Raw genomic sequence first — 26995 nt, forward strand, 5'->3', positions numbered from 1 at the left:
TTGGTCGTACGACGGGGGATCCATCACCTGGTCCGAGCGGCTGTTCGGACGCGGTTGACCGCGACCAGGGCCAGGACGCCGGCATCGACGGCCCAGGTGGCGCCGTAGTAGAAGGCGTGGCGCACCGGGTCGGGCCGGCGCAGGCCGTGGCGGAACCCCAGAGCGGCGCCGGCCAGGGTGGCAAGGGCGATCACGGCGGCCGCCACGGGACGGCGCGGCAGCGAGGGTTGGTCCGGCAGCGATTTCCGGCGCCGCCACGCCCAGGTTCCGATCGCCACGGCGCCGGCCGCGCCGCTCGCGTATTGCGCCCACTCGTAGGCCGGCAACGGGCCGATCCGGGCGTTCAGGGCGGGGACCAGCCGCACACCCCAGCCCCCGGCGTGGGTGAACGAGTCCCACACGATGTGGGTGACCGCCCCCAGCGCGAGCCCGGCGACCACCCGGAGAGCATCGGGCCGGGCCAGTGTGACGCGCCGCCCGAGCACCGACCCGACGGCCGGCCCCAGCACCCGCAGCCACGCCTCGTGCACCAGCAGGCCCGCGGCCACGTCGACCGTGACCACGCCGAGGAGCCGGTGGCTGAGCGCGCGGCCGTACGGCATCGGCAGGTAGAACGGCAGGTCGGGCACCATGCTGCCGACGACCAGCGCGGACAGGGGCAGCGGCGTCCGGCTGAACGGCAGGACCGCGGCCGGATGGGATCCCGTGAACGGCACCCCTTGATCATCCCGGATGAGGGGTCCGCGCAGCGGACGAAGCGCAACCGCTCACGCACGTGGAGCGCAGCGACCCTCGGCGGGAGCGACGGTCAGCACCCACCACCCGGCTACGACCGGACCTTGATCTAGATCTCGTCGATCAGGTCGGCCACGCTGTCGATCACCCGGGACGGCCGGTACGGGTAGCGCTCGCTCTCGGCGCGATCGCTGATGCCGGTGAGGACCAGGATCGTCTCCAGCCCGGCCTCCAGCCCGCACAGCACGTCGGTGTCCATCCGGTCGCCGATCATCGCGGTGCTCTCCGAATGGGCCTCGATCGTGTTCAGGGCCGAGCGCATCATGACCGGGTTGGGCTTGCCGATGAAGTACGGGTCGACGCCGGTCGCCTTGGAGACCATGGCCGCCACCGAGCCGGCCGCCGGGAGGGCGCCCTCGTTCGACGGGCCGGTGGCGTCGGGGTTGGTGCAGATGAACTTGGCGCCGCTGTCGATCAACCGGATGGCCTTGGTGATCGCCTCGAAGCTGTACGTGCGGGTCTCGCCCAGCACCACGTAGTCGGGGTCGAACTCGGTCAGCACGTAGCCGGCCGCGTGCATCGCCGTGGTCAGGCCGGCCTCGCCGATCACGTAGGCAGTGCCGCCGGGGCGCTGGTCGGCCAGGAACTGCGCGGTGGCCAGCGCGGACGTCCAGATCGCCTGCTCGGGGACGTCGAAGCCCATCCGGTTGAGCCGGGCCTGGAGGTCGCGCGGGGTGTAGATGGAGTTGTTGGTCAGGACCAGGAACGGCTTTCCCGACGTCTTGAGTTTGTTCACGAACTCGGGGGCGCCGGGCACCGGCACGCCCTCGTGGACCAGCACGCCGTCCATGTCGGTGAGCCAGCTCTCGATCGCCTTGCGCTCGGTCATCTCGGTCCCCCTCGGGTGGGCGCCGGGCAGCAGTCGGTCTGACAGATGTCCCAGACCGGGAGGGTACCGAGCCGCTGTTGCGGCGCGTTTGCGGTGCGTTCCAGGACCAGTTCGCGGATCATCGCGACGAACGCCGGGTCGGTGACCGGCGTGCCCGCGCGGACATAGCCCAGGCCCAGGTCACGAGCGGTTTCGAGAGCCTCGTTGTCGAGGTCCCAGAGCACCTCGAGGTGGTCGGAGACGAAGCCGATCGGGCTGACGATGACGTCGGTCACGTCCTTCTCGGCCAGCACCCTGAGGTGGTCGTTGATGTCGGGTTCCAGCCACGGGACCTGCGGCGGGCCGGAGCGGCTCTGCCACACCAGGTCCCAGCTGAGCTCGGGCGCGGCGGCCGCGTGGACCAGCGCCGCGGTCTCGTTGAGCTGGGCGGTGTAGCGGCCGCCGGTCGGGCCGGCGTTCTCGGCCATGGTCGTCGGGATGGAGTGGGCGGTGAAGACCAGGCGGGTGGTGGCGTGACGGGCCGGGTCGATCTCGGTCAACGCGGTCCGGACAGCGGAGACGTGGGGCCCGACGAAGCCGGGGTGGTCCCAGAACTGGCGCAGCTTGGTGATCTTGGGCGCGCCCGGCCCGACGTGTTCGACGGCGGCCGCGATGTCCTCCCAGTACTGCCGGCAGGACGAATAGCCGCCGTACGCGCTGGTCGCGAAGCCGAGCGCCGACTCGACACCGTCGTCACGCATCTGGGCGACCGTGTCGGCGAGCATCGGCGCCCAGTTCCGGTTGCCCCAGTAGGCCGGCAACGAGATCCCGTGGGCACCGAAATCGGCCCGGACCGCGGCCAGCAGGTCGCGGCACTGCTGGTTGATCGGGCTGACCCCGCCGAAGTGGTAGTAGTGCTCGGCGACCTCCAGCAGCCGCTCCTCGGGCACGCCGCGCCCACGCGTCACGTTGCGCAGGAACGGCATCACGTCGTCGGGGTGCTCGGGGCCCCCGAAGGAGAGCAGAACAAAGGCGTCGTATGGCACGACGCCATTGTCCCACCAATGGTCAGAGAGCTCCGTCGGGCTGTGGACCCGCCGGTTGCGGACCATCAGGCGGACCCCCACACCCACCGCGATCAGCAGGTTCTGCCCTACGCGCCCAGGGCGTGATAGCCGCCGTCGACGTGCACGATCTCACCGGTGGTGGCCGGGAACCAGTCGGAGAGCAGGGCGCAGATCGCCTTGGCGGCCGGCTCCTTGTCCGCCAGATCCCAGCCCAGCGGCGCGCGCTCGGTCCACGCGTCCTCGAACTGCTGGAAGCCGGGGATCGACTTGGCCGCCATGGTGCGCAGCGGGCCGGCCGACACCAGGTTGCTGCGGATGCCCTGCTTGCCCAGGTGCAGCGCGAGGTAGCGGGACGCCGACTCCAGCCCCGCCTTGGCCACGCCCATCCAGTCGTAGACCGGCCACGCCTTGGTCGCGTCGAAGGTCAGCCCGACCACGCTGCTCCCGGCGCCGAGCAGCGGCAGGCACGCGGTGGCCAGCGCCTTGTACGAGAACGTGGACACCTCGAGCGCCTTGGCCACGTCGGCCCAGCCGGCGTTGAGGAACTCGCCGCCCAGCACGCTCTGTGGTCCGAAGGCGATCGAGTGCACCACGCCGTCGAGCCCGTCCACGTGCTCGCGAACCTTCCCGGGCAGCGCCGCCAGGTGCTCCTCGCTGGTCACGTCCAGCTCGATGACCGGGGCCGGCCCGGGCAGCCGCTTGGCGATCCGCTCGACCAGCGACATCCGGCCGAAGCCGGTGAGCACCACGGTCGCGCCCTGCTCCTGCGCGATCTTCGCGGCGCTGAACGCGATCGACGCGTCGGTGATCACCCCGGTGATGAGCAGCCGCTTACCGTCCAGCAATCCGGACAAGGTCCCTCTTTCCGTTGTCGCTCTGGGAGAAGCTTCAGTGGCCCATGCCGAGGCCGCCGTCGACCGGGATGACCGCGCCGGAGATGTACCCGGCGGCGTCGCCGGCCAGCCAGGCCACCACGGACGCCACCTCGTCGGGCTGGGCCAGCCGGCCGGCCGGGATCGCGGCCAGGATCTCCTTGCGCCGCGCCTCGGTGAGCGCCTCGGTCATGTCGGTGTCGATGAAGCCCGGCGCCACCACGTTCGCGGTGATGTTGCGGCTGCCCAGCTCGCGGGTGATCGACCGGGCCACGCCGACCAGGCCGGCCTTGCTCGCCGCGTAGTTCACCTGGCCGGCGCCGCCGGCCAGGCCGACGACCGACGAGATGAAGATCATCCGGCCCCACTTGGCCCGCAGCATCTTGGACGACGCGCGCTTGGCGACCCGGAAGGCGCCGGTCAGGTTGGTGTCGAGCACCCGGGTGAACTGGTCCTCGGACATCCGCAGCAGCAGCGTGTCGTCGGTGATCCCGGCATTCGCGACCAGCACCTCGACCGGGCCGAGCTCGGCCTCGATCGCGCCGAAGGCGGCGTCGACCTGCTCGGAGTCGGTGATGTCGCATCGCACGCCGAACATGCCCTCGGGCGCGCCGCTGCCCCGGTGGGTGATCGCCACCCGGTCACCCTGCTTGACGAACGCCTGCGCGATGGCCAGGCCGATGCCACGGTTGCCGCCGGTCACCAACACGGTGCGGGCCAACGGGAGCCTCCCTCATGTCATACCCAGGTATGAGAACGATGAGCAGACCACGGGCCGACGCGAGCCTCGCGCCATCGCCGTAACCTGCTGGGAATGGAGACTAGCGGCCTGGCCGCCGCCCCCGAAGCCACGGGCCCGTTCGGTGGTCTGCGTCGCCTCTGGCTCGGCCCGACCACCCGGCTCACGCCACCACGCGACAACACCTTCCTGCGGTACGCCGTGCCGCTCGCCGTCCTCGGGCTCATCGGCCTGATCGTCGCCAACGCCGCCTTCCTCCAGGACAGCCGGGAGATGTCCGGCTGGTCGGCCCTGCTGCTCTCGGTGCTGACCGTCGGGCCGATCGTCATCGCCGTCCGCAACCCGGTCGTCGGGTGGCGGTTCGCCTACCCGATGCTCATCGTGGGCGCGATCGGCGCGAAGTCCACCGACGCGTGGCCGTGGGCGCCGATGCACATCATCGCGTTCCTGGCCGGCATGCTGCTGATGGCCTTCACCCAGGACACCTCGATCACCATCTGGGCGACCGGGTTCAACATCGTGGTGCCGTTCCTGTTCGCCGACACGGGCAACGCGTACGGCGTGGCGGTGCTCTTCGCCGCCGTGGCGTTCGCCGGCGACATGGTCTCCCGGCGGCGCCGCAGCAAGAGCCAGCTGGCCGAGCAGGCCGAGCTCACCGAGCTGGAACGCGCGCGGCGGGCGGTCCTCGAGGAACGCACCCGGATCGCCCGCGAGATGCACGACGTGGTGGCCCACCACATGTCGATGATCGCGGTGCAGGCCGAGACCGCGCCGTTCCGGGTGGCCGAGCTCAGCGACCCGGCCCGGGCCGAGCTGGCCACCATCGCCGAATCGGCCCGGTCGGCCCTGTCCGACATGCGCCGCCTGCTCGGGGTGCTGCGGGCCGACGACGAGAAGGCGCTCAAGGCGCCGCAGCCCGGGCTCGACGAGCTGTCGGTGCTGGTCGACAAGGCCCGGCAGGCCGGGGTGGAGCTGAGCGTCGAGGCGACCGTGCTGACCACGGTGCCCGAGGCGGTCGGGCTGGCGGCATACCGGATCATCCAGGAGGGTCTGGCCAACGCGGCCCGGCACGCGCCCGGCCGGCCGGTCCGGCTCGAGGCCCGCGCCGAGGACGAGCAGCTCATCCTGGTGATCCGCAACGAGAGCGACCATCCCGACGCCGTGGTCGACGGCGAGGGGCACGGCCTGCGAGGAATGCGGGAACGCGCCGAGCTGCTGGGTGGGACCCTGCGGACCGGGCCGGACGGCGCCGGTGGGTTCCGGGTCGAGGCCACCCTGCCGTACACGTCGGAGGACACCCCGAAATGATCAAGGTGCTGATCGTCGACGACCAGGCGATGGTGCGCCAGGGCTTCGGGGCGCTGCTGTCCGCACAGACCGACATCGTGGTGGTGGGCGACGCCGAGGACGGCGAGGCGGGCCTGGCCAAGGCCCGTCAGCTCGGGCCCGACGTGGTGCTGATGGATGTCCGGATGCCGCGGATGGACGGCCTCGAAGCCACCCGGCGGTTGCTCGGCGGGCGTCCGGCCGGGGACGAGCGCGGCCCGAAGGTGCTCATCCTCACCACCTTCGACCTCGACGACTATGTGTACGAGGCGCTCCGCGCCGGGGCCAGCGGCTTCCTGCTGAAGGACGCGCCGGCCGCCGACCTGGTCAACGCCGTGCGCGTGGTGGCGGCCGGCGAGGGCCTGCTCGCACCGACCGTGACCCGCCGCCTGATCGCCGAGTTCGCCGCCCGCCCGCACACCGACCGCCCCCGGCCGACCGCGCTGAACGCCCTGACGCCACGGGAGACCGAGGTGCTGCGGCTGATCGCCCGCGGCCGGTCCAATCAGGAGATCACCGAAGATCTGGTGGTCGCCGAGCAGACCGTGAAGACCCACATCGGACGGATCCTGGCCAAGCTCGGGCTGCGCGACCGGGCCCAGGCCGTGGTGTTCGCGTACGAGTGTGGTCTGGTCGCCGTCGGCGAATAGCACCCCGGTACGACGCCGTGGTTCCGACTCCGGTGTGACGATCGTCGACCGGCCGCGGCCGCACATTGCGGCCCATGTCCAAGCCGCTGCTGAGTGCCGCCGCCCTGCTCCTCCTCACCGCGCCGATCCCGGTCCATCCCGCGACCGCGGCCCCGGCCCCGGTGCCGGCCCTGCCGTCGTTCGCGGTGGCCTACCGGGACTCGGCCGCGGCGATGCAGCGGGCCGGCGGGCCGTACGCCACCTGGGCGGGCCGGCGCTTCCTGTCGTTCGACCCGGCCGGCGACGGCACCGCGGTCGAGGTGGTCGGCGACCTGACCAAGGCCGACCGGGTCGTGGTCCTGGTGCCGGGGGTGGACACCACGCTGAAGAACTTCGACCGCGGCCTGGGCGGGGTGGCCCGCCGCGCGCCGGCCGTGCAGGCGCGGGCCGTCTACTGGAAGCTGCGCACCACCGACCGCAAGGCGAAGGTGGCCGTGGTCGCCTGGCTCGGCTACGACCCGCCGGAGGGCATCGGCCTCGCCGCCGTACGCGAACAGCGCGCCCGGGCCGGCGCCCGCGCCCTGGCCGGCTTCGTCGAGGGTGTGCGCCGCCAGCGCCCGCGGGCCTCGGTGACCCTGGTCGGGCACAGCTACGGTGCCATTGTGGTCGGTCTGGCCGCGCCCCGGCTCCCGTTCGTGCACGACGTGGTCGCGCTCGGCGCCCCCGGCATGGGCGCCGCCCACGCCTCGGATCTCGGCGGCGCGCGGGTGTGGTCGGCGCTGGCGCCCGCGGACTGGATGCGGCGCATCCCCCAGCTGCGCGTCTTCGACCTGGGCCACGGCCGCCGCCCGTCCGACCCGTCGTTCGGCGCCTTGCCGCTGCCCACCGACGGCGTGGCCGGGCACGACTACTACCTCACCCCCGGCTCGGCCACCCTCGACGCCGTCGCCCAGGTCGCCCTCGGAACGGAGACAGCATGACCACCACGGACCTCCACCCGGTCACCGCCGGGCGTGACCACAGCATCGATGTCGTCCGGGCGATCGCGGTCGTCGGCGTGGTCGGCGGCCACTGGCTGGTGACCGGCCTGGTCATCGGCGACGGCGGCGCCTGGCACCAGGCCAGCCCGCTGCGGGCGATGCCCGGTCTGGCCCCGGTCTCGTGGTTCTTCCAGACCCTGGCCCTGCTGTTCTTCGCCGGCGGTTTCGGCGCCGGCCGCCGCCGCGATCCCGGCTCGGGTGCGGGCCGCCGGAGCAGGCCCGGCCCCTTTGCTCTGAGCGCGTATCGGCAACACCACTCAGAAGCTGCACCTCGGCGACGCGGCGCGCTGCGGAAGCTGGCCCTGCCGGTCGCGGTGCTGCTGGCCGGCTGGGCCGTGGTGCTGCTCGTGGCCACCCTCGCGGACGTGCCCTGGGGAACCCGGCGGACCATCGCCATGCTCGTGATCAGCCCGCTCTGGTTCCTGCTCCCCTATCTCGCCCTGCGGGCCGTGACCCAGCCGCTGGCCCGGGCCGTCGACCGCGTCGGCCCGCTGCCCCTGGTGGCGCCCGGGATCGCCCTGGTCGCCCTCTCCGACGCCGGCCTGGCCCCGCTGTGGCTGGCCGTACCCGCCGCCTGGTCGGTCCCGTGGATCCTGGGCATCGCCGTGGCCCGCCGCGGCCGCTCCAGCCTGCCCGCCCGCACCCTGATCGTGGCCGGCGTCGCCGCGATGGCCGCGCTGGTGCTGATCCTCGACTACCCGGCCTCGGCGGTGGGCGTGCCCGGCGACGGTCGTTCCAACCTCTCGCCGCCGTCCCTGTTCGCCGTGGCCCTCGGGCTGGCCCAGATCGGCCTCTACCTGATCATCGCCGGCCGGGCCGGGCGGCTCGATCGGGGTAGTCCGAACGGCGTGGTCCGGTCACTCAATCGAGCCGCCCTGCCGATCTATCTCGGACACCAGTCGGTGCTGGTGGCCACCACCGGCGTGGCCGCGCTGATCGCCGGCGGACCCGTGGACGGCCTGCTCAGCGCCCCGACCGGACCCCACTGGATCATCACCCGGCTGGCGTGGCTACCATTCCTCGCGCTCGTCCTCGCCGGCCTGATCCGGGTCGCGTGGCCGACGACACGACGCTCCCGGGGCGGCTTGGTCCGCGATTAAGCGGTAAGCTCCCCAACGGCCCGAAGACCGCTACGACCGACGGAGGTGATCGCTGTGCGAGATAGCGATCCTCCCAGTCGTGGCCGGGCCGCTCGTCCGCGTGTCTGACCCGCTGACGTAGAACCCGTCCTCTCCCCCACCGTGCCGCCCTGCCGGGCGGAAGCGGTGTTCGTCGTGTGCGCCGCGACCCTGGGGAGGTGGACGCCGGCCGCGACGTGACGTGCGCGCTTTCCGAGTGCTGAAAACCCTACGGAAGGTACGTCCGATGAGCCGTTTCGTTGCGCCTCTGACCTTCACCATGGCCGCCGCCTGGGTGGTCGTCGTCTTCGTCCTGCTGCACGGCAACTCCTGAGCCGCCGCGCAGCAGGCAAGACCCGAAATCTACGGCAGGCGGGAAGTCCACAGCAGACTCATCGCGGCCGCCACCAGGCCGAAGGCCAGCGCCGCGCCCGCGTACCACTGGGTGACCTCGCGTGAGGCCACCCGGTGGCCGATCGACGAGCCCATGTCCTCGTAGACCTTCTTGAGCTCGCTGACCGAGGCCGCCTCGTAGAAGTAGCCCTTGGTGGACTCCGCGAGCTGCTGCAGCGACAGCCGGTCGACCGGCACGCGCTGGAGCTGCCCGCGGATGTCCACGACGCCGGTGTCGGTGCCGAACGCGATGGTCGACACCGGCACGTTCGCGGCCAGCGCCGCGGCGCCGGCGTCCTCCACCGAGCGCCCGGACGTGCGGTAGCCGTCGGACAGCAGCACGATGCGGGCCGGCGGGGCGCCGTCGGCGCCGTCGGCGGGAACGGATCGGATCGCGTCCAGCGACGTGAACACCGCCTCGCCGGTCGCCGTCGCCTCGGCCAGGGTCAGACCCTCGATGCCGGCGATCACCGAGGACCGGTCCTTGGTGGGTGGCACGACCACGTTCGCCGACTTGGCGAAGGACACCAGCCCGAGGTTGTAGGTGGGCGGCAGCTCCTGGACGAACGCCTTGGCCGCCTCCTGGGCCGCCTCGAGCCGGTTGGGCGCCACGTCGTCGGCCTCCATCGACAGCGACACGTCGATGGCGAGCATGACGGTGGCGCGTTCCAGCGGCTCTTCCTTGTCGATCGAGGGCCGGGCCATCGCCGCGCCCAGGGCGACCAGGCTGAGCAGGAACGCGCCGGCCGCCGCGTGGCGACGCCAGCCCAGCCCGCGGGGCGCGAGGGTGCGCAGCAGGTCGACGTTGGTGAAGCGCATCGCGTACTGCCGCTTGCGGAACTGGCGCCAGACGTAGACGCCGGCGACCACGATCACCGGCAGCAGGGCGAGCAGCCAGAGCGGTTGCAGGAAACGGATCATCGTGTGGTCCCCCGGGTGCGTGCGTGCCGCTGGGCGGCGACGAATCGGACCGTGTCCAGGAGCCAGTCGGTGTCGGTGCGCAGCCGCAGGTGGGCCGCGCCGGCCGCGCGCAGCGCCCGGGCGATGGCGTTGCGCTGCTCGCCGGCCGCCTCCGCGTACTTCTGGCGCAGCGCCGGATCGGACGTCTGCACCTCGTGCAGCTCGCCGGTCTCGGGATCGGCCAGGGCCAGCACCCCGACATCCGGCAGCTCCAGCTCGCGTGGGTCGACCACCTCGATGGCCAGCACGTCGTGGCGCACGCCGAGCTTGCGGACCGGGCGCGCCCACGAGTCGACCGGCGCCAGGAAGTCGGAGATCACCACGGCCACACCGCGCCGGCGCGGTGGGCGGTTGAGCCGGTCGATCAGCTCACCCAGGTCGGTGCGGCCGGGCTTGATCTGGGTACGGGCGATCGCCCGCAACAGGCCCTGAGCCTCTTTGCGGCCGGGCCGGGCGGGCAGCCGCACGATGCCGTCGGGCTGGCCGTCGGGCTGGCCGGCGGGCTGTTCGGCCGGTGCCGCGGCCGGGGTGGAGCGCCGCCAGCGCCCGAAACCGCGTCCGCCCTGGCGTACCGGAACCCCGGAACCCGTGCCCACCACCGCGCCGATTCTATTGCCGCCGCGCACCGTCAGGTGTGCCATCGCGGCCGCGGCCGCGATCACCAGGTCGCTCTTGAGCCACTGGGCGGTGCCGAAGGCGAGGCTGGCCGACAGGTCGATGGCCATCCAGGTCTCCAGCTCACGGTCGGCCACGGTCCGCCGGACGTGCGGCGTAGTGGTGCGGGCGGTGACCGGCCAGTCCATCCGCCGGACGTCGTCGCCGGCGCGGTACTCCCGGGACTCGCCCGCCTCGCTGCCCGGCCCGGGCAGCAGTCCCGCGTAGTCGCCCTGGAGCAACCCGTCGAGCTTGCGCGTGACCAGCAGCTGCAACCGGGACAGGACGGCCTCGGCCCGGGCGGTGCCGCCGTCCGTCGCCGCCGGTAGTCCCGTGCCGTTCTGGGTCATTGCTGGCCCGGCCACACGTTTCCAGGCTGGTGGGGCTGGTGGGCCGGGTCGGGGATCGCCGAGGCGGGTACGCCCGAGACGGGCTGCGGCTGGTGGCCGTTCGGCGAGGCGCCCTGTCGAGCGGCGACCGACGGCATCGGGACGCTCTGCATGATGCGGGCGACGATGTGGTCGGCCGGCACGTCGTCGGCGAGCGCGTCGTAGCTCAGCACCAGCCGGTGGCGCAGGATGTCGGGCACGATGTCCTGCAGGTCCTGCGGCAGCGCGTAGTCGCGGCCGCGGAGCAGGGCCAGCGCCCGGGTGGCCCGGACGATGCCGAGCGAGGCGCGCGGGCTGGCGCCGTACTGCACGAGCTGGGCCACGTCGGGCATGCCGTGCTGGGCCGGGGCGCGGGTGGCCAGCACCAGCCGGACCGTGTAGTCGACCAGCGCGTTGTGCACGAACACCTGGTCGGCGCGGCGCTGCAGGGCGACCAGGTCTTCCGGGGTGAAGACCGCCTTCGGCTCGGGCGGGCTGACGCCCATCCGGTAGACGATCTCGCGCTCCTCGGCGTCGGTCGGGTAACCGACCAGGATCTTCATCAGGAACCGGTCGCGCTGGGCCTCGGGCAGCGGGTAGACACCCTCCTGCTCGATCGGGTTCTGGGTGGCCATCACCAGGAACGGGTCGGGCACGGCGTGGCTCTCGCCGCCGATCGACACCTGGTGCTCGGCCATCACCTCGAGCAGCGCCGACTGCACCTTGGCCGGCGCCCGGTTGATCTCGTCGGCCAGCAGGAAGTTGACGAAGACCGGACCGAGCTCGACATCGAACTTCTCGCTCGACTGCCGGTAGATGCGGGTGCCGACGATGTCGGAGGGCACCAGGTCGGGCGTGAACTGGACCCGGGAGAACGTGCCGCCGACCACCCGGGCCAGCGTCTCGACGGCCAGCGTCTTGGCGACGCCCGGGACACCCTCGAGCAGGCAGTGGCCGCGGGCGAGCAGGGCCACGAACATCCGCTCGACCATCCGGTCCTGTCCGACGATGACCCGCTTGACCTCGAACATGGCCCGCTCGAGCTGGGTCGCGTCCTCGGCCGGCGTCACCGGGGTCGAACTGGTCGGATTGTCGGGCGTGGTCGGCTGGGCCACCGGTCCTCCACAGCGGGGTTGGGTCGTGCCGGCTCGGGTGCCGACGCTCAAGGTTTACACGAGCATCCTGGGAGCGTACGGGCAGGCGCTGTTTTACGCTCCGACCGGCATGACCACCATCAACCTCAGTGTCGATCTTTCTGCGCGATCCGCCGGAACTCCCACGCCCTCGGGGGTGGACGGGCCTGCCGATCACCCGTGTAATATTCGATGCGTCGCCGGGCGACTTCCCCCGTGGTCGCCCGGCGGCGAAAGCCTCGAGGCCCTGTGTCCGCAGAATGCGCAGACCGGGGCCTTTCGCATGCCAGCCCGGGGCCGCTCCCCCAGACCCCGGCCTCGGGGAGCCTCAGAGATCCCGGCCTATGGTTGATGAGTGGCTGAGGCAGACATCCAGTGCAGCGCCAAGGGCTGCCGTGCGCGCGCGTCCTTCGAGCTGCTGTGGCAGAACCCCAAGATCCACACCTCGGACCGGCGCAAGACATGGCTGGCCTGCGACGATCATCGTCAATCGCTCGGCGACTTCCTGGACGTTCGGGGCTTCCTGCGTGAGGTACGGCCTTTCACGCCGATATCTCCTAGGCTCTAGGCGTGAACCAGCCCTCTGTGATCGATCCGTTGGAGCCCTGGCCCGACTCTGTCGAATGGCGCCGGGTCTCCCCCAAGTTGATCACTGTGGAGCTGATCAGCCGGGGCATCATGGTGCTGATCGTGATGGCCGGGTTGCTGGTCGGCTGGCTGCTCACCGACTTCTGGCTGTTCCCGGCGCTGATGGGGGCCAACCTGCTGCTGGCGGTCTGGCGGGCGTTCATCACGGTTCGCGCGGTCAAGGCCTGGGGGTACGCCGAACGCGACCACGACCTGCTCGTCCGCCACGGCCTGCTGATCCGCCGCCTGTCCATCGTCCCGTACGCCCGCATGCAGTACGTGGACGTCACGGCCGGCCCGCTGGAGCGCGCGTTCGGCCTGGCCGGTGTGCAGCTGCACACCGCCGCCGCGGCCAGCGACGCCAAGATCCCGGGGCTGCCGCCGGAGGAGGCGTCGCGGCTCCGCGACCGGCTGACCGCCCTGGGCGAGGACCGGGCCGAGGGCCTGTGAGCACCGACCCGCACCCTTCCCCTTCGGTCGCGGCCGGCGATCACCCCGCGGTCGCGGCCGAGGAGCCCCGGCGACGGTTGCATCCGCTGAGCCCGGTGCTGCACGGCGCCAAGTCGATCGCGGTGATCGTGGTGGCGCTGTCCTGGCAGACGCTGGCCCAGATCGGCTTCGAGCGGTTCGCGCTGGTCGTCCTCGGCCTGGCCGTCGCCGTGGTGATCTTCTCGCTGATCAACTGGCTGAACACCGGCTACCACGTGGTCGGCAAGGAGCTGCGGATCCAGGACGGTCTGCTCTGGCGGCGCAACCGGGCCATCCCGCTGGAACGGCTCCAGGCGGTGGAACTGCGCCGCCCGCTGCTCGCCCAGCTGACCGGCCTGGCCGAGCTGCGGCTCGAGGTGGTCGGCGGGGGCAAGACCGAGGCGCCGCTGGCCTATCTGACCGTACGGGACGCCGGCGCCCTCCGTGAGCGGCTGCTCGCGCTGGCCGGGCGTACCCAACCGGGCGAAGCCGTGGCAACGCCCGGCGCGACCGGCGCACCGGCCCTGGAACGCCCCCTGCTCCGCGTGCGCAACCACGACGTCGTGCTCAGCCAGCTGCTCACCCCGCAGGCGTTCTTCCTGCCGTTCGGTGTCGCCTTCGTGGTCATGCAGACCGTGCTGGAGGGCAGCTGGACCTTCATCGGCATCGCGTCGACGATCACCGCGATGGCCGGTGTGCTGCTCCAGCCGGTGCGCCGGGTGCTGCAGGACTGGGACTTCCGGCTGGCCCGGGACGCCGGCGGCCGGCTGGTCGTGCGCTACGGGCTGCTGGAGACGCGCAGCCAGGTGGTGCCGCTGCACCGGGTGCAGTCGGTGGGCGTGACCTGGCCGCTGCTCTGGCGCAGCAAGAAGTGGCTCAACCTGCGGCTCGACATCGCCGGGTACGCCGGGCCGCAGGGCAGCGGCGACAGCAAGCGCTCGGACCGGCTGCTCCCGGTCGGCGACAACGAGACCGCCCGCGGGCTGATCTGGGAGGTGCTGCCGGGCGTCGACCTGCTCGCGCTGCCGACCACGCCGCCGCCGGACCGGGCCCGGGCGCTGCACCCGTTCGCGCTGCGCCGCTACGGCGTGGGGCTCACGCCGGAGGTGTTCGTGACCCGCTGGGGGCTGCTCACCCGGCAGATGTCGCTGGTGCCGTACGCCCGGCTGCAGAGCGTCCGGGTCATGCAGGGCCCGATCCAGCGCCGTCTCGGCCTGGCCACGCTCTACGCCGACACGGCCGGCGGCCGGGCCGGTGTGGCCCACGACCGCGACCTGCGCGAGGCCTACGCCCTGGCCGACGAGCTGGCGAACCGGGCCCGCCTGGCCCGCAACCCGGCCCCCCTGGCCACCGGCGAGGTCGCGCCGCCCGCCCCGGAACCGGGCCTGACTCCGGCTCCGGCCTCGGACGACGAGGTCTGGCAGCGTCCCTAGACTCACCGGCATGGAATTCCCGGAGTTCGCTCCCGGCCTCAGCGCCAAGCTCGAGCTGACCGTCACCGATGCCGACACCGCGCAGGCGGTCGGTTCCGGCGACGTGCCGGTGCTGGCCACGCCGCGGGTGCTGGCGCTGGCCGAGGCGGCCACGGTCGCGGCCACCGCGCGGCAGATGCCCGGCGGGGTCACCACGGTCGGCACCCGCGCCGAGGTGGAACACCGTGCGCCCACCCCGCTCGGCCGCACGGTCACGGCGACGGCCACGCTGGCCAAGGCGGACGGCCGGAAGCTGACCTTCGACGTGACGGTCCGCGACGGCGAGCAGGTGGTGGCCGAGGTGCGGGTCGAGCGGGTGCTGCTCGACCGCCAGCGCTTCATCGAGCGAGCCACCGGGGCGTAAGCATTTGCCTAAAGCGCTTAGGCAAAGTATCAATGCCTTATGGCACGGGCGGGTCTCACCACCGAGAAGCTCGTCGTGGCCGGCGCCGAGCTGGCCGACGAGGTGGGCTTCGAGCACGTCACCGTGTCGGCGGTGGCCCGCCGGTTCGACGTCAAGGTGGCCAGCCTCTACTCCCACCTGAGCAGCTCCGACGACCTGAAGACCCGGATCGCCCTGCTCGCCCTGGCCGAGATGGCCGACCTGGTGGCGGCGGCGCTGGCCGGCCGCTCGGGCAAGGACGCGCTGTCCGCCGCCGCGAACGTCTACCGCGACTACGCCCACGAGCACCCCGGGCGGTACGCCGCGGCCCAGCTGCGCCTCGACCCGGCGACGGCCGCGGCCAGCGCCGGGCCCCGGCACGCCGAGATGATGTTCGCCATCCTGCGCGGCTACGACCTGCCCGACGCCGAGCAGGTGCACGCCGTCCGGCTGCTCGGCAGCGTCTTCCACGGCTACGTGCGGATGGAACTGGGCGGCGCCTACGACCACCGCCGGCCGGACACCGACGCGAGCTGGCCCCGCATCCTCGACGCCGTCGACGCGGTACTCCGGAACTGGCCCTCGCCCGAGAAAGGCTGATCTCCCATGCAAGAGTTTCTCAAAGGCGCGATCGAGGTCGAGCGGACGCCCGACGGCCTCGTGCCCCACCGGCTGCCCGCCTGGGCCCGCGCCCAGTGCCCCGACCCGCAGCTGGCGATGGTGGAGAGCCAGCCGTCCGGCGTACGCCTGGAGTTCCGTACCCGGGCGACCTGGATCGAGCTCGACGCCCGCCGCACCGTGATCAGCCTGGCCGGCGCCCCCGCCCGCCTCGGTGGCGTGTTCGACCTGGTCGTCGACGGCAAGCTCGCCGGGCAGGCGACCGCGACCGGCGGCGACCTGGTGACCATCGACATGGCCACCGGCACCGCGCAGACCACCCGCGGCCCGGTCGGCACCGCGCGTTTCGCCGACCTGCCCGAGGGCGAGAAGGACGTCGAGATCTGGTTGCCGTACCAGGAGACGACCGCCCTGGTCGACCTGCGCGCCGACGCCCCGATCGAGCCGTTGCCGGACCGCGGCCGCAAGGTCTGGCTCCATCACGGCAGCTCGATCAGCCACGGCTCCAACGCCGCGAGCCCGACCGCGATCTGGCCGGCCCGGGCGGCCGCCGCGGCCGGCGTCGAGCTGGTCAACCTGGGCCTGGGCGGCAGCGCGCTGCTCGACCCGTTCACCGCCCGGGTCATGCGGGACACCCCGGCCGACCTGATCAGCGTCAAGATCGGCATCAACATCGTGAACGCCGACCTGATGCGCCGCCGCGCCTTCGCCCCCGCCGTGCACGGCTTCCTGGACACGATCCGCGACGGCCACCCGGACACGCCGCTGCTCGTGGTCTCGGCGATCTGGTGCCCGATCCACGAGGAGACCCCGGGCCCGGGCGACTTCGACCCGGCCGCGCTGGCCGAGGGCCGGTTCGGCTTCCGCGCCACCGGCGACCCGGCCGACGTGGCCCGGGGCAAGCTCACCCTGGGCGTGATCCGCGAGGAGCTGGCCGCCGTGGTGGCCCAGCGCTCGCCGGGCGACCCGAACCTGAGCTACCTGGACGGCCGCGAGCTCTACGGCCCCGACGACTACGCCGAGCTGCCGCTGCCCGACGAGCTGCACCCGGACGACGCGGCCCACGCGCGCATCGCCGAGCGCTTCGTGACGGCCGGCTTCCTCCAGGTCTAGACGGGTCTAGACGAGCGCGCCCCAGCGGGCGGTGAGCTCCTCCTGGGTGGGCATGGCCACGGCGCCGCCGGGGCGTTCACAGACCAGGCCGGCGACGGCGAGGGCGAAGCGGACGTTGCGCTCCCAGCCGGCCGGGCCGGCCGGGAAACCGTCGGAGAGCAGGCGGCGGATCAGGGCGGCCATCACCGAGTCGCCGGCCCCGGTGGCGTCGACCGCGTTCACGGACGGGGCCGGCAACATCGAGCCGCCTTCGGGCACCGCGGCGTAGGCGCCCTGGGCGCCGCAGGTGACGACGACGGCCCGGGCCCCGAAGGCGAGGATGCGTTCGGCGGCGGTCTGTGCGGAGGCGCCGTCGTAGAGCACCTCGGCGTCGGCCAGGCTCAGCTTGACCAGGTCGGCGCGGGCGAAGAACTCCTCGGCCAGCTCGCGCTGGGCGTCGACGGCGGCCCGGTCGGGCAGCAGGGTCGGGCGGACGTTCGGGTCGAAGACGCGCAGCGGGCCGTCGACCCGCCAGGCGGCCCGGGCGGCCTCCCGGAACGGGTCGCGGAGCAGGCAGATCGAGCCGGCGTAGACCACGTCGGCGCCGGCCAGCAGGCCGGTGTCCAGGTCGGCCGCCTCCAGCAGGACGTACGACGGGGGCTCGCCGTAGAACGTGAAGGTCGGCTCGGCGCCCTCGAAGGTGGTCACGGCGAGCGTGGTCGGTACCGGCACCCGCTTGAGCAGCCGGGTGCCGACGCCGGTGGCGCGCAGGAACTGGGCGATCCGGTCGCCGAGGATGTCGTGGCCGAGCGAGCCGGCGAACTGCGTCTCGCCGCCGAGCCGGGTGACCCCGACCGACACGTTCAGCGGCGCCCCGCCGATGGCCTGGCGGTAGATCAGCTCGCCGTCCCGATCGGTCTCCAGCAGGTCGACCAGCGATTCACCGAGCACCACCGCGTAACCCATGAAGGACCTCCCGTGTCATCTGACCGTAAGCCTTACCGGCGGCGGCGGCGAAAGCCAGGTGCGTGCCCTTTTAGATCGGTTTTGAGATGATTCGGACATGCGCCGCTTGTTGATCATCCTGCCCGCTCTGGTCGTTGCCGGGTGTGCGGCCTCCCCGTCCGACCCGGTGGTCGTGCCGTTCGAGTCGCCGGCCGCGATCCAGGCCAAGCCGATGACCCCGGGACTGTTCGCGTCCGGCGGCGCGCAGACGGGCATGGCCGACACGATCGCCGAGGGCACCTTCGAGGCGAAGAGCACGACCGCGATCACGTACGAGCCACGGATCGTCCCGGCCGGCGCGGCCGCCCATGTCACGATGACCCCGGTGGCCACCGGCATGCAGGTGCGGCTGGCGGTGACCGGGATGCTGCCGCGTCGCACGTACGGCGCCCACCTGCACACCATGCCGTGCGTGGCCGGGGCGCCGGCCTCGGCCGGACCGCACTACCAGCACAACGCCGACCCGTCGAAGCCCTCGGTCGACCCGTCGTTCGCCAACCCGGCCAACGAGGTGTGGCTGGACTTCACCGCCGACCGGCTCGGCGCGGCCACCGCCACGGCCGTGCTCACCTGGGCCTTCGACGAGCTGAAGCCGCCCCGGTCGCTCGTCGTGCACACCGCGCGTACGCGTACCGAAGAAGGTTTTGCCGGAACGGCCGGAGAGCGAGTGGCCTGCCTGACCCTGCCCGGATGACGGTACGGTCAGAGGTGGACCGAGACGGGAGGACCCCCAGCATGTCCGAGCAGCAATCCCAGCCGCCCCAGGCGAAGACCGAGAGCCACGACCCGGACTACCCCGAGGCGTTCCTGCAGTTCATGAGGACGGGCTGGCGTGATGACGCTCTGGCCGTGACGCCGCGGGCCGAGGGCCCCAACCACGCCAAGCGGCGGGCGGCGCTCTCCGACGCGTTCCCGGGCGAGACGCTGATCATCCCGAGCGGCGTCGAGAAGGTGCGGGCCAACGACACCGACTACCACTTCCGGCCCGGCAGCGACCTGGTCTACCTGACCGGCGACCGCGACCCCGAGAGCGTGCTGGTGCTCCGGCCGACCGGCTCGGGCCACGACGCGGTGCTCTACACCCGGCAACGGAACTCCAAGGAGACCGACGCGTTCTTCCGCAGCCGCGACGGCGAGCTGTGGATCGGCCGGACCCACACGCTGGCCGAGAAGTCGACCGAGCTGGGCGTCGAGACGGCGCCGTACGCGGAGCTGGGCCGTGCCCTGGCCGAGGCCGCGCCGGCCCGCACCCGGGTGCTGCGCGGGCTCGACCCGAACGTCGACCGGGCCGTCCTGGCCTACGAGCCCGACCCGGCCAACCGCCGCGACCGCGAGCTGGCCCGGGTGATCTCCGAGCTCAAACTGGTCAAGGACGAGTGGGAGATCGCCCAGCTGCAGGACGCGATCGACGCCACCGTGCGCGGCTTCGAAGACGTCGCGCGGGTGCTGCCGGCCGACCGCCCGGTCAAGGAACGCCTGCTCGAGGGCGTCTTCGGCCTGCGCGCGCGCCATGACGGCAACGACGTCGGCTACACCTCGATCGTCGGCGCCGGCCCGCACGCGACCATCCTGCACTGGGTGCGGAACACCGGCATGACCACGCCGGGCGAGCTGCTGCTGATGGACATGGGCGTCGAGGGGCACAATTTCTACACCGCCGACGTGACCCGCACGGTGCCCGTCTCGGGCTCGTTCACCCCGCTGCAGAAGCAGGTGTACGACATCGTGCACGCGTCGCAGCAGGCCGGCATGGACTACATCCGGCCCGGCGTGGTGCACCGCGACGTGCACCAGGTCTGCATGCGGGTGCTGGCCGAGGGGCTCCACGATCTGGGCCTGCTGCCGGTGAGCGTGGACGAGGCGATGGAGAAGACGTCCACGGTGTACCGGCGCTGGACGCTGCACGGCTTCGGCCACATGCTCGGCCTCGACGTGCACGACTGCTCGTCGGCCCGCAAGGAGAAGTACACCGACGGCCCGCTGGGCGAGGGGTACGTGCTGACGGTCGAGCCCGGCCTCTACTTCCAGCCGGAAGACGACCTGGTGCCCGAGGAGCTGCGCGGCATTGGCGTCCGCATCGAGGACGACGTGCTGGTCACCTCGGACGGTTGCAAGAACCTGTCGGCCGGGCTGCCCCGCAGCTCGGACGAGGTGGAGAAGTGGCTGGCCTCCCAGCGCGAGGCCGGCCCGCGCCTCCCCGGATAACACTCACGGGCCCGGGGCGTACTCGCTGACCTTGAAGCAGGTCGCCCCGCCGTTCTCCTCCTCGGCCCGGTTGACGACCACCGCGATCGGGTGGCCGTCGGCCGGGTCGTAGGACATGGTCGCGTCGGCGCCGTCGTCGATCGCGGTCTGCGCCAGCTCGACCATGCCGCCGAGCGTGGGCACCTCGACCTCTTCCTCGCCCTGGGTGGCCTTGCCGTCGGTCCGCTCGGTCTTCGCGATCTCGCCACCGGCCACCGTGATCCGGAACTTGCCGGTCGACGTGGTGCCGTCGCAGGTGCGGTCGGCCACGAAGGAGTAGTTCGCCGGCTCGGTCCACGGCGGCGGTGACCCGGCCGTGGTCGGCGACGGTTGCGGGTCGCCCTCGTCGGCGGTGCATCCCGCCAGGAGAAGGAGAGCCGCCGCGACGGGGATGATGCGCTTCACGGCGGCACTCTAATCGGTGGTGGCCCAGGCCGGTATCCGCGGCCCGGATGCCGCCCTGGGCTACCACTGTCGGGCGACCACGGTCAGGCGACGAACACCGCGACCGTCCGCCCGGGGACGGTGATCTTCCCGCCGGCCGCCGTCGCCTCCCGCAGGAGCGGATCGGCCGAGGACACCAGGGACGGGTGCAGCCGCAGGCCGTCGGGCGCGTCGGTGGTGAAGACCGACGACGTGGCGTTGAAGACGACCAGGTGCTGCCGCCAGCGCTGGTCCAGCCCGGTCCCGTCCAGGGCCATCACGATCACCCCGGGCGTCTCGCCCGGCCCGCCCAGCGGGAAGCTCACCCGCCGCTGCACCTCGTCGGCCGTCGGCAGCCCGAACACCGGCGCCTCCCGGCGGATCCGCAGCAGCTCGCGATAGCGTTCCGCGGTCATCGCCACAACATCCGGTGACGGCACCAGCGACGGGTCGCCGAGCAGCGGCCGGGCCAGGTGCCAGACCGCCGCGTTGTCCGGCGCCGGCGGCAGGCCCGCCCCGAAACCGTTGCCCTGGGCCGGATCCCAGCGGATCTGGTTGAACCAGTCCCCCGAGTCGTACGAGTTGCGGTCGAGCGACTTGGACCGCAGCCGCTCGCTGCCCAGCGCGATGAAGCCCACGCCCTGGCTGAGCACCACCATCGACAGCGCCAAGACCTGCATCCGGGCCCGTTCGACCGGCGGGAGCGAGGGTGGCAGCTTGTAGACCAGCGCGTCGTACAGGATCTCGTTGTCGTGCGCGTCCACGTAGATCACCGACTCGCCCGGCGCGGCCGCGTAGCCGCTCGGCGAACCGTGATGATCGACCTGCGCGCCGGACCGCTCCTGGCCGGTGTGGGTGACGAACCGGTACGACGCGAGCCCGCCGGCCAGCCCGACCTTGATCGAGTCGTGCAGCCACAGCGGCGTGCGTGACCCCAGCCCGGCCGCGAAGCCGGGCACCGTCGGGTCGCCGTGCGCGCTGCCACCCCGCACGGCGTCGCGCAGCCGGTCGTTGAACGTGCCGATCCCGGTGCCGGCCATGTTCACCTGGGTCGCCTGGGCGAACCGCTGGTCGTACGCCACCTCGCCGAAGTTCCAGCCCTCGCCGTACAGATAGATGTCCTTGCCGGAGACGCCCTCCACATCGGCGGTCAGGTGGTCGAGCGCGACCCGCACCTCGAGGATGTTGGCCCGCGGGTGATGCCCCATCAGGTCGAACCGGAAGCCGTCGACCTTGTAGTCGCGGGCCCAGGTGACCACCGAGTCGACCACCAGGCGGCCCATCATCATGTGTTCGGGCGCGGTGTTCGAGCAGCAGGTGGACTCGGCGACCGTGCCGTCGGCCAGCAGCCGGTGGTAGTAGCCGGGCACGATCCGGTCGAGCACGCTCATCCGGTGCAGCCCGTCGGCCATCGTGTGGTTGTAGACGACGTCCATCACCACGCGCAGCCCGGCGGCGTTCAGCGCGGCGACCATCTCACGGAACTCGCGGATCCGGGCCGGGCCCTCGGGCTGCACCGCGAAGCTGCCCTCCGGCGCGGTGTAGTGCCACGGGTCGTAGCCCCAGTTCCAGCCGTCCTCGGCCGCCACGGCCAGCACCGCCCGCTGCTGCTCGGGCGAATCGGGGGGCAGAGCAGCAAGATCACATTGGGGTACGGCCTGAGCCGCGCGCCGATCGGGAACGGTGGAGAAGTCGAACGCGGGCAGCAGATGCAGGTGGGTGAGCCCGGCGTCGGCCAGCGAGCGCAGGTGGCGTGTCCCGGCCGACTCGGCGGCGAACGCGGCATAGGTTCCGCGCTGCTCCGGCGGCACCGACTCGTCGGCGATCGAGAACTCGCGGACCGACACCTCGGCGATCTGCATCCGGGCCGGCTCGACCGCGGGCGGCTTGTCGAGCAGGTCCCAGCCGGGCGGGGCGAGGGCCGGGTCGGCCAGGTCGGCGATCAGGCTGTGGGTGGAGTCGACGGCCAGGCCCACCGAGTAAGGATCGGTCACGCTCGTGGTGACCACGGCCGGCGCCGCCGGGTGCCACACCTCGACCCGGAAACGGTAGTAGCGCCCCAGCCACTTGCGCTTGCCGGCGATCGACCACACCCCGGTGACCGGGTCGCGGTCCATCGGCAGAACCTTGGGCTCGGCGTCCGGCGTCTTGAACAGCTCGAGCGCCACCGAGCGCGCGGTCGGCGCCCACACCGACAGGACCGGCTTCTCCTCGTCCATCACCGGCCCGAGCGGCGCCTCCCGCGCGTCGGCGTAGAGGTCGTCGAGCACGCCCGGCAGCTGCACGCCGGTCAGCACGGTGAGCCGGCCGTCGTCGTCCCGGCCGGCCACCAGCAGCTGGCCCCGCAGCAGGTGGGCCAGCGACCCGGTGCCCAGCTCGCGGACCGCGAACGCGGCGTAGGCGCGCAGATGGGGGAACTTGATGCTCTGCGACTGGAACAGGCCGCCCGGCCGCGCGGTGAGCGGCAGCGTGCTGTGCTCGCCGGTCAGGTCGCCGCCGTCCCGGCGCAGGCCGCCGTCGGCCGCCGCGACCAGGGCGAAGGTCGAGGCGCGGGCAGCGAGCTCGGCCGGGAGGGCGATGGTGGTGCGGTCGGCGAACACGGCGAGGGCGCGGGCCGGGTCGAGCTCGGGTCCGAGGGTACGCAGGGCCGGCCGCACCGGCGCCGGCTCGCCCGCCAGCAGCCACACCTCGCGGGTCTCGGTCAGGTCGAGGCGCTGGTCGTCGGGCAGGTCCTTGTGGTCGCCGCGGTGCAGCACGAAGCGCAGGCCGACGGCATCCGGCCGGACCAGCACCCGGAAGACCGCCCCGAAGCTGTCGTGCGAAAGCGGGCTCAGCGGCGTACCCCAATCGGGTTTGCTCGTCGTTCCCTCCCAGGCGTGCAGGCCCCACCCGCCGTAATCCCCGCCCGGCCGCCGATAGTGGATGACGACGTCTTCTGGTCTTTCGGTGGCGGGTCTTTCGGTGGCGGGCGGCGAGGTGCCAACTGTCGCGTCACCTTCGGTGAGCCAGATCTCCGGGCTCACCCCGGGATCGACCAGCCGATCCGCCGGCACGTCCTTGGCGCCCGACCGGTCGACCACCAGGAAGCCGACCTGGTGGGCGTCGTCGTCGAGCCGCACCCAGGCGAACCGGCCCCACGCGTCCTCGCCCGCGAACGGGTGCCCGCCCGGGTACCCGGTCATCTCGCCCGGCGCGATGTCGCCCCACGCGTGCAGGGACCACGCCGAGTAATCGCCGTCGGCCCGCCGATAGTGCACGACAAGCCATTGAGGCCTGCTGAGGTGCTGTTTCGCCGGGGCCGGGATGATCGCGGTCGTGGTCACCCGGCCACTATCGCACCGGGGTACGTCGATTTTTCATCGTGTCGCGATCACCGTGGTGATTCGTGGTCCCTCGGTGTCCGCCCTGACCAGGTATCGGTAGCTCTCACCGGGGACGGCCCGGCCGGCCGAGTCGAGGTACTCCCACTCGACCGCCACCATCGCCAGCGCGTCGCTGAGCCGCTGCACGTCCAGGATCTGGGCGTGCGCGGCGACAATCTGTTGCTCCTGGTACGCCGGGGCCGCCCCGAGGAACGACAGCGCCACGGCGGCCGGCGAGGCGAACGTGAAACTGTACGTATCGGCCACCACCATTCCCGGCAGCGCGTAGCACCTCGCCACCGCGGTCACGTCGCCCCTGGTCAGGGCCGCGCCGTACCGGTCGAAGAAGTCCGTGAGGTGGTCCAGATCCGTGATCGCCTTCACGGAACGCGATATTTCCACAGCGTGACAAGGCGAAACGCACGTTTGTGCGACTGTCACCCTGACTTGCGGAAAAATACAAGACGGACGTACGGTTTACTGGATTACGAGGGACCCTCAGTTAGGTCGACCTAACTGGAAACGGGCCGTGACCGGTGCGAAAGACTGCTGAGGACGACTCACGGTCGGGTGTGCGCGAAGGGAGCTGACGTGGCCAGCCTGGACACCTTTGGTGCGAAGAGCGAGCTGCGCGTCGGGGACGCGAGCTACGAGATTTTCACGATCGACAAGGTGGAGGGCCACGAACGGCTGCCCTACTCCCTGAAGATCCTGCTGGAGAACCTGCTGCGGACCGAGGACGGCGCGAACATCACCGCCGACCACATCCGCGCGCTCGGCGGGTGGGACTCCTCCGCCGACCCGAGCGTCGAGATCCAGTTCACGCCGGCCCGGGTGCTGATGCAGGACTTCACCGGCGTCCCCTGCGTCGTCGACCTCGCCACCATGCGCGAGGCCGTCCGTGACCTGGGTGGCGACCCGGCCAAGGTGAACCCGCTGGCCCCGGCCGAGCTGGTCATCGACCACTCGGTGATCGCCGACCTGTTCGGCCGCGCCGACGCCTTCCAGCGCAACGTCGAGCTGGAGTACCAGCGCAACCGGGAGCGCTACCAGTTCCTGCGCTGGGGCCAGACCGCGTTCAACGAGTTCAAGGTCGTCCCGCCCGGCACCGGCATCGTGCACCAGGTCAACATCGAATACCTGGCCCGCACGATCATGGCACGTGCAGACTCGGCTGGCGTTGTTCAGGCGTACCCCGACACCCTGGTCGGCACCGACTCGCACACCACCATGGTCAACGGCCTGGGCGTGCTGGGCTGGGGCGTGGGCGGCATCGAGGCCGAGGCCGCGATGCTCGGCCAGCCGGTCAGCATGCTGATCCCGCGGGTCGTCGGCTTCAAGCTGAACGGCGAGATGCCGGCCGGCACCACCGCCACCGACCTGGTCCTCACGATCACCGAGATGCTCCGTGAGCACGGCGTGGTCAGCAAGTTCGTCGAGTTCTACGGCCCCGGCGTGAGCGCGGTGCCGCTGGCCAACCGGGCCACCATCGGCAACATGTCGCCCGAGTACGGCTCGACCGCGGCGATCTTCCCGATCGACCAGGAGACCATCAAGTACCTCCAGCTCACCGGTCGCTCGTCGGAACAGGTCGCCCTCGTCGAGGCGTACGCGAAGCGCCAGGGCCTGTGGCTTTCTCCCGAGGCCGAACCGGACTACTCCGAGCGCCTCGAACTCGACCTCTCCACCATCGTGCCGTCGCTGGCCGGTCCGAAGCGGCCGCAGGACCGGGTTCCGCTGAACAACGCCAAGCCGATGTTCCGGGACGCGCTGGCGAACTACGTCTCCGCCACCGGCCCCACCGACGAAGCGTCCGAGGAGTCCTTCCCCGCGTCCGACCCGCCCGCGAATCATGTGTCTGACAATTCCGACAAACCGCACATCTTCTCTGCGGCGAACGGGGCTGACGGACGCCCGTCCAACCCGATCCGGGTGACCAACGAGGACGGTGTCGAGTTCGAGCTCGACCACGGAGCGGTGGTCATCGCCGCCATCACGTCCTGCACCAACACCTCGAACCCCCAGGTCATGATCGGCGCGGCGCTGCTGGCCAAGAACGCGGTCGATCGCGGCCTGACCAGCAAGCCGTGGGTCAAGACGACCCTGGCGCCCGGGTCCAAGGTGGTCATGGACTACTACGACCGGGCCGGCCTGACTCCGTACCTGGACAAGCTCGGTTTCAACCTGGTCGGCTACGGCTGCACCACCTGCATCGGCAACTCCGGCCCGCTGCCCGAGGCGATCTCGGCCGCGGTCAACGAGAACGACCTCACCGCCGTCTCGGTGCTCTCCGGCAACCGCAACTTCGAGGGCCGGATCAACCCCGACGTCAAGATGAACTACCTGGCCTCGCCGCCGCTGGTGGTGGCCTACGCGCTGGCCGGCACGATGGACCTCGACATCACCACCGAGCCGCTCGGCACCGGGTCGGACGGCCAGCCGGTCCACCTGGCCGACATCTGGCCCAGCGCCAAGGAGATCGACGACGTGATCGCCTCGGCGATCGGCGCCACCGGCTTCTCGGCGGCCTACTCCGACGTCTTCGCCGGCGACGAGCAGTGGCAGTCGCTGCCGACCCCGACCGGTGACACCTTCGAGTGGGCGCCCGACTCGACCTACGTGCGCAAGCCCCCCTACTTCGAGGGCATGTCGGCCGACCCGACCCCGGTGAACGACATCTCCGGCGCGCGGGTGCTGGCCAAGCTGGGCGACTCGGTCACCACCGACCACATCTCGCCGGCCAGCTCGATCAAGCCCGACTCCCCCGCCGGCCAGTACCTCGCCGAGCACGGCGTCGACCGTCGCGACTTCAACAGCTATGGCTCCCGCCGCGGCAACCACGAGGTGATGATCCGCGGCACCTTCGCCAACATCCGGCTCCGCAACCAGCTGGTGCCCGGCGTCGAGGGCGGCTTCACGGTCAACCACCTGACCGGCGACCAGAGCACCATCTACGACGCGTCGGTGGCCTACCAGGAGGCCGGCGTGCCGCTGGTGATCCTGGCCGGCAAGGAGTACGGCTCCGGCTCGTCACGGGACTGGGCGGCCAAGGGCACCATGCTGCTCGGGGTGCGCGCGGTGATCGCCGAGTCGTACGAGCGCATCCACCGCTCCAACCTGATCGGCATGGGCGTCCTGCCGCTGCAGTTCCCGCCCAAGACCAGCGCCGAGTCGCTCGAGCTGTCCGGCACCGAGACCTTCACCATCACCGGCGTGACCGCGCTCAACGACGGCACGATCCCGTCCACGGTCACCGTCCGCACCGACACCGGCGTCGAGTTCCAGGCCGACGTCCGCATCGACACCCCCGGCGAGGCCGACTACTACCGCCACGGCGGCATCCTCCAGTACGTCCTCCGGAAGATGCTCAACAGCTGAGTCGGCTCTCTCTTTGCGGCCC

Annotated in this window: 25 protein-coding genes; 13 read left to right on the top strand and 12 right to left on the bottom strand. The window is 71.9% G+C overall.

Annotated features, from left to right (window positions below; all coding sequences use genetic code 11):
* Window positions 1–23: 23 nt before the first annotated feature.
* The 5 genes from AB0O15_RS29880 to fabG form a co-directional block, all read right to left on the bottom strand.
* Window positions 24–716 (bottom strand): DUF4184 family protein, encoded by a 693-nt coding sequence (locus tag AB0O15_RS29880; RefSeq protein WP_364324960.1) that lies wholly within the window; start codon window positions 714–716, stop codon window positions 24–26.
* 128 nt (window positions 717–844) lie between these two features.
* Entirely contained in the window at window positions 845–1624 is a 780-nt protein-coding gene (locus tag AB0O15_RS29885; protein ID WP_364324963.1) for an HAD-IIA family hydrolase, read from the bottom strand.
* Window positions 1621–2649, bottom strand: coding sequence for a ferrochelatase (locus tag AB0O15_RS29890; RefSeq protein WP_364324966.1), 1029 nt, complete (start codon window positions 2647–2649; stop codon window positions 1621–1623). Before AB0O15_RS29890 ends, AB0O15_RS29885 begins: the two co-directional genes overlap by 4 nt.
* A gap of 107 nt (window positions 2650–2756) precedes the next feature.
* Window positions 2757–3524: an enoyl-ACP reductase FabI gene (fabI, locus tag AB0O15_RS29895; protein ID WP_364324969.1), complete on the bottom strand. Its 768-nt coding sequence runs from the start codon at window positions 3522–3524 to the stop codon at window positions 2757–2759.
* A gap of 34 nt (window positions 3525–3558) precedes the next feature.
* On the bottom strand, window positions 3559–4263 hold the full coding sequence (gene fabG / locus AB0O15_RS29900; protein ID WP_364324973.1) for a 3-oxoacyl-ACP reductase FabG: 705 nt from the start codon (window positions 4261–4263) through the stop codon (window positions 3559–3561).
* 93 nt (window positions 4264–4356) lie between these two features.
* On the opposite strand from fabG, the gene AB0O15_RS29905 reads away from it, so the two are divergent.
* The 4 genes from AB0O15_RS29905 (at window position 4357) to AB0O15_RS29920 (ending at window position 8376) form a co-directional block, all read left to right on the top strand.
* The gene (locus AB0O15_RS29905; protein WP_364324976.1) at window positions 4357–5589 is read left to right on the top strand and encodes a sensor histidine kinase; all 1233 of its coding nucleotides are present in this window, start codon (window positions 4357–4359) and stop codon (window positions 5587–5589) included.
* Complete coding sequence (locus AB0O15_RS29910; RefSeq protein WP_364324979.1) at window positions 5586–6257, top strand: response regulator transcription factor; 672 nt, start codon at window positions 5586–5588, stop codon at window positions 6255–6257. The genes AB0O15_RS29905 and AB0O15_RS29910 overlap by 4 nt, the downstream gene beginning before the upstream one ends.
* Before the next feature lie 74 nt (window positions 6258–6331).
* A complete protein-coding gene (locus AB0O15_RS29915; protein WP_364324982.1) occupies window positions 6332–7216 on the top strand; it encodes an alpha/beta hydrolase in 885 nt (294 codons plus the stop codon).
* Complete coding sequence (locus AB0O15_RS29920; protein WP_364324985.1) at window positions 7213–8376, top strand: acyltransferase; 1164 nt, start codon at window positions 7213–7215, stop codon at window positions 8374–8376. The genes AB0O15_RS29915 and AB0O15_RS29920 overlap by 4 nt, the downstream gene beginning before the upstream one ends.
* A gap of 381 nt (window positions 8377–8757) precedes the next feature.
* Here the strand turns inward: AB0O15_RS29920 and AB0O15_RS29925 are convergent, their stop codons facing one another.
* The 3 genes from AB0O15_RS29925 to AB0O15_RS29935 are packed head-to-tail and all read right to left on the bottom strand — an operon-like array spanning window position 8758 to window position 11884.
* On the bottom strand, window positions 8758–9708 hold the full coding sequence (locus tag AB0O15_RS29925) for a VWA domain-containing protein (protein WP_364324988.1): 951 nt from the start codon (window positions 9706–9708) through the stop codon (window positions 8758–8760).
* Entirely contained in the window at window positions 9705–10751 is a 1047-nt protein-coding gene (locus AB0O15_RS29930; RefSeq protein ID WP_364325520.1) for a DUF58 domain-containing protein, read from the bottom strand. The genes AB0O15_RS29925 and AB0O15_RS29930 overlap by 4 nt, the downstream gene beginning before the upstream one ends.
* Complete coding sequence (locus tag AB0O15_RS29935; RefSeq protein ID WP_364324991.1) at window positions 10748–11884, bottom strand: MoxR family ATPase; 1137 nt, start codon at window positions 11882–11884, stop codon at window positions 10748–10750. Before AB0O15_RS29935 ends, AB0O15_RS29930 begins: the two co-directional genes overlap by 4 nt.
* A 373-nt stretch (window positions 11885–12257) precedes the next feature.
* Here AB0O15_RS29935 and AB0O15_RS29940 point away from each other — a divergent pair, with 373 nt between their 5' ends.
* The 6 genes from AB0O15_RS29940 (at window position 12258) to AB0O15_RS29965 (ending at window position 16582) form a co-directional block, all read left to right on the top strand.
* The gene (locus AB0O15_RS29940) at window positions 12258–12470 is read left to right on the top strand and encodes a hypothetical protein (RefSeq protein WP_364324994.1); all 213 of its coding nucleotides are present in this window, start codon (window positions 12258–12260) and stop codon (window positions 12468–12470) included.
* A gap of 2 nt (window positions 12471–12472) precedes the next feature.
* The gene (locus AB0O15_RS29945) at window positions 12473–12979 is read left to right on the top strand and encodes a PH domain-containing protein (protein ID WP_364324997.1); all 507 of its coding nucleotides are present in this window, start codon (window positions 12473–12475) and stop codon (window positions 12977–12979) included.
* Window positions 12980–13056: 77 nt separating this feature from the next.
* On the top strand, window positions 13057–14430 hold the full coding sequence (locus AB0O15_RS29950; protein ID WP_364325523.1) for a PH domain-containing protein: 1374 nt from the start codon (window positions 13057–13059) through the stop codon (window positions 14428–14430).
* A 10-nt stretch (window positions 14431–14440) separates the two neighbouring features.
* A complete protein-coding gene (locus AB0O15_RS29955) occupies window positions 14441–14833 on the top strand; it encodes a hotdog domain-containing protein (RefSeq protein WP_364325000.1) in 393 nt (130 codons plus the stop codon).
* A 39-nt stretch (window positions 14834–14872) separates the two neighbouring features.
* Entirely contained in the window at window positions 14873–15451 is a 579-nt protein-coding gene (locus AB0O15_RS29960; protein ID WP_364325003.1) for a WHG domain-containing protein, read from the top strand.
* Between the two features lie 6 nt (window positions 15452–15457).
* Entirely contained in the window at window positions 15458–16582 is a 1125-nt protein-coding gene (locus AB0O15_RS29965; RefSeq protein WP_364325006.1) for a GDSL-type esterase/lipase family protein, read from the top strand.
* Window positions 16583–16588: 6 nt separating this feature from the next.
* Here the strand turns inward: AB0O15_RS29965 and AB0O15_RS29970 are convergent, their stop codons facing one another.
* Entirely contained in the window at window positions 16589–17527 is a 939-nt protein-coding gene (locus AB0O15_RS29970) for a carbohydrate kinase (protein WP_364325009.1), read from the bottom strand.
* 97 nt (window positions 17528–17624) lie between these two features.
* On the opposite strand from AB0O15_RS29970, the gene AB0O15_RS29975 reads away from it, so the two are divergent.
* The gene (locus tag AB0O15_RS29975; protein ID WP_364325012.1) at window positions 17625–18260 is read left to right on the top strand and encodes a superoxide dismutase family protein; all 636 of its coding nucleotides are present in this window, start codon (window positions 17625–17627) and stop codon (window positions 18258–18260) included.
* A gap of 41 nt (window positions 18261–18301) precedes the next feature.
* The gene (locus tag AB0O15_RS29980; protein WP_364325015.1) at window positions 18302–19771 is read left to right on the top strand and encodes an aminopeptidase P family protein; all 1470 of its coding nucleotides are present in this window, start codon (window positions 18302–18304) and stop codon (window positions 19769–19771) included.
* Between the two features lie 3 nt (window positions 19772–19774).
* Here the strand turns inward: AB0O15_RS29980 and AB0O15_RS29985 are convergent, their stop codons facing one another.
* From AB0O15_RS29985 to AB0O15_RS29995, 3 genes are all read right to left on the bottom strand, one after another.
* Window positions 19775–20215 (bottom strand): DUF6174 domain-containing protein, encoded by a 441-nt coding sequence (locus tag AB0O15_RS29985; RefSeq protein WP_364325018.1) that lies wholly within the window; start codon window positions 20213–20215, stop codon window positions 19775–19777.
* 83 nt (window positions 20216–20298) lie between these two features.
* Window positions 20299–23556, bottom strand: a complete 3258-nt coding sequence (pulA, locus tag AB0O15_RS29990; RefSeq protein ID WP_364325021.1) for a pullulanase-type alpha-1,6-glucosidase — start codon at window positions 23554–23556, stop codon at window positions 20299–20301.
* A gap of 33 nt (window positions 23557–23589) precedes the next feature.
* Complete coding sequence (locus tag AB0O15_RS29995; protein WP_364325024.1) at window positions 23590–23979, bottom strand: hypothetical protein; 390 nt, start codon at window positions 23977–23979, stop codon at window positions 23590–23592.
* 207 nt (window positions 23980–24186) lie between these two features.
* Here AB0O15_RS29995 and acnA point away from each other — a divergent pair, with 207 nt between their 5' ends.
* Complete coding sequence (gene acnA, locus AB0O15_RS30000; RefSeq protein WP_364325027.1) at window positions 24187–26973, top strand: aconitate hydratase AcnA; 2787 nt, start codon at window positions 24187–24189, stop codon at window positions 26971–26973.
* Window positions 26974–26995 lie beyond the last annotated feature (22 nt).

This window comes from Actinoplanes sp. NPDC089786, from assembly GCF_040684855.1.
Lineage (GTDB): Bacteria > Actinomycetota > Actinomycetes > Mycobacteriales > Micromonosporaceae > Actinoplanes.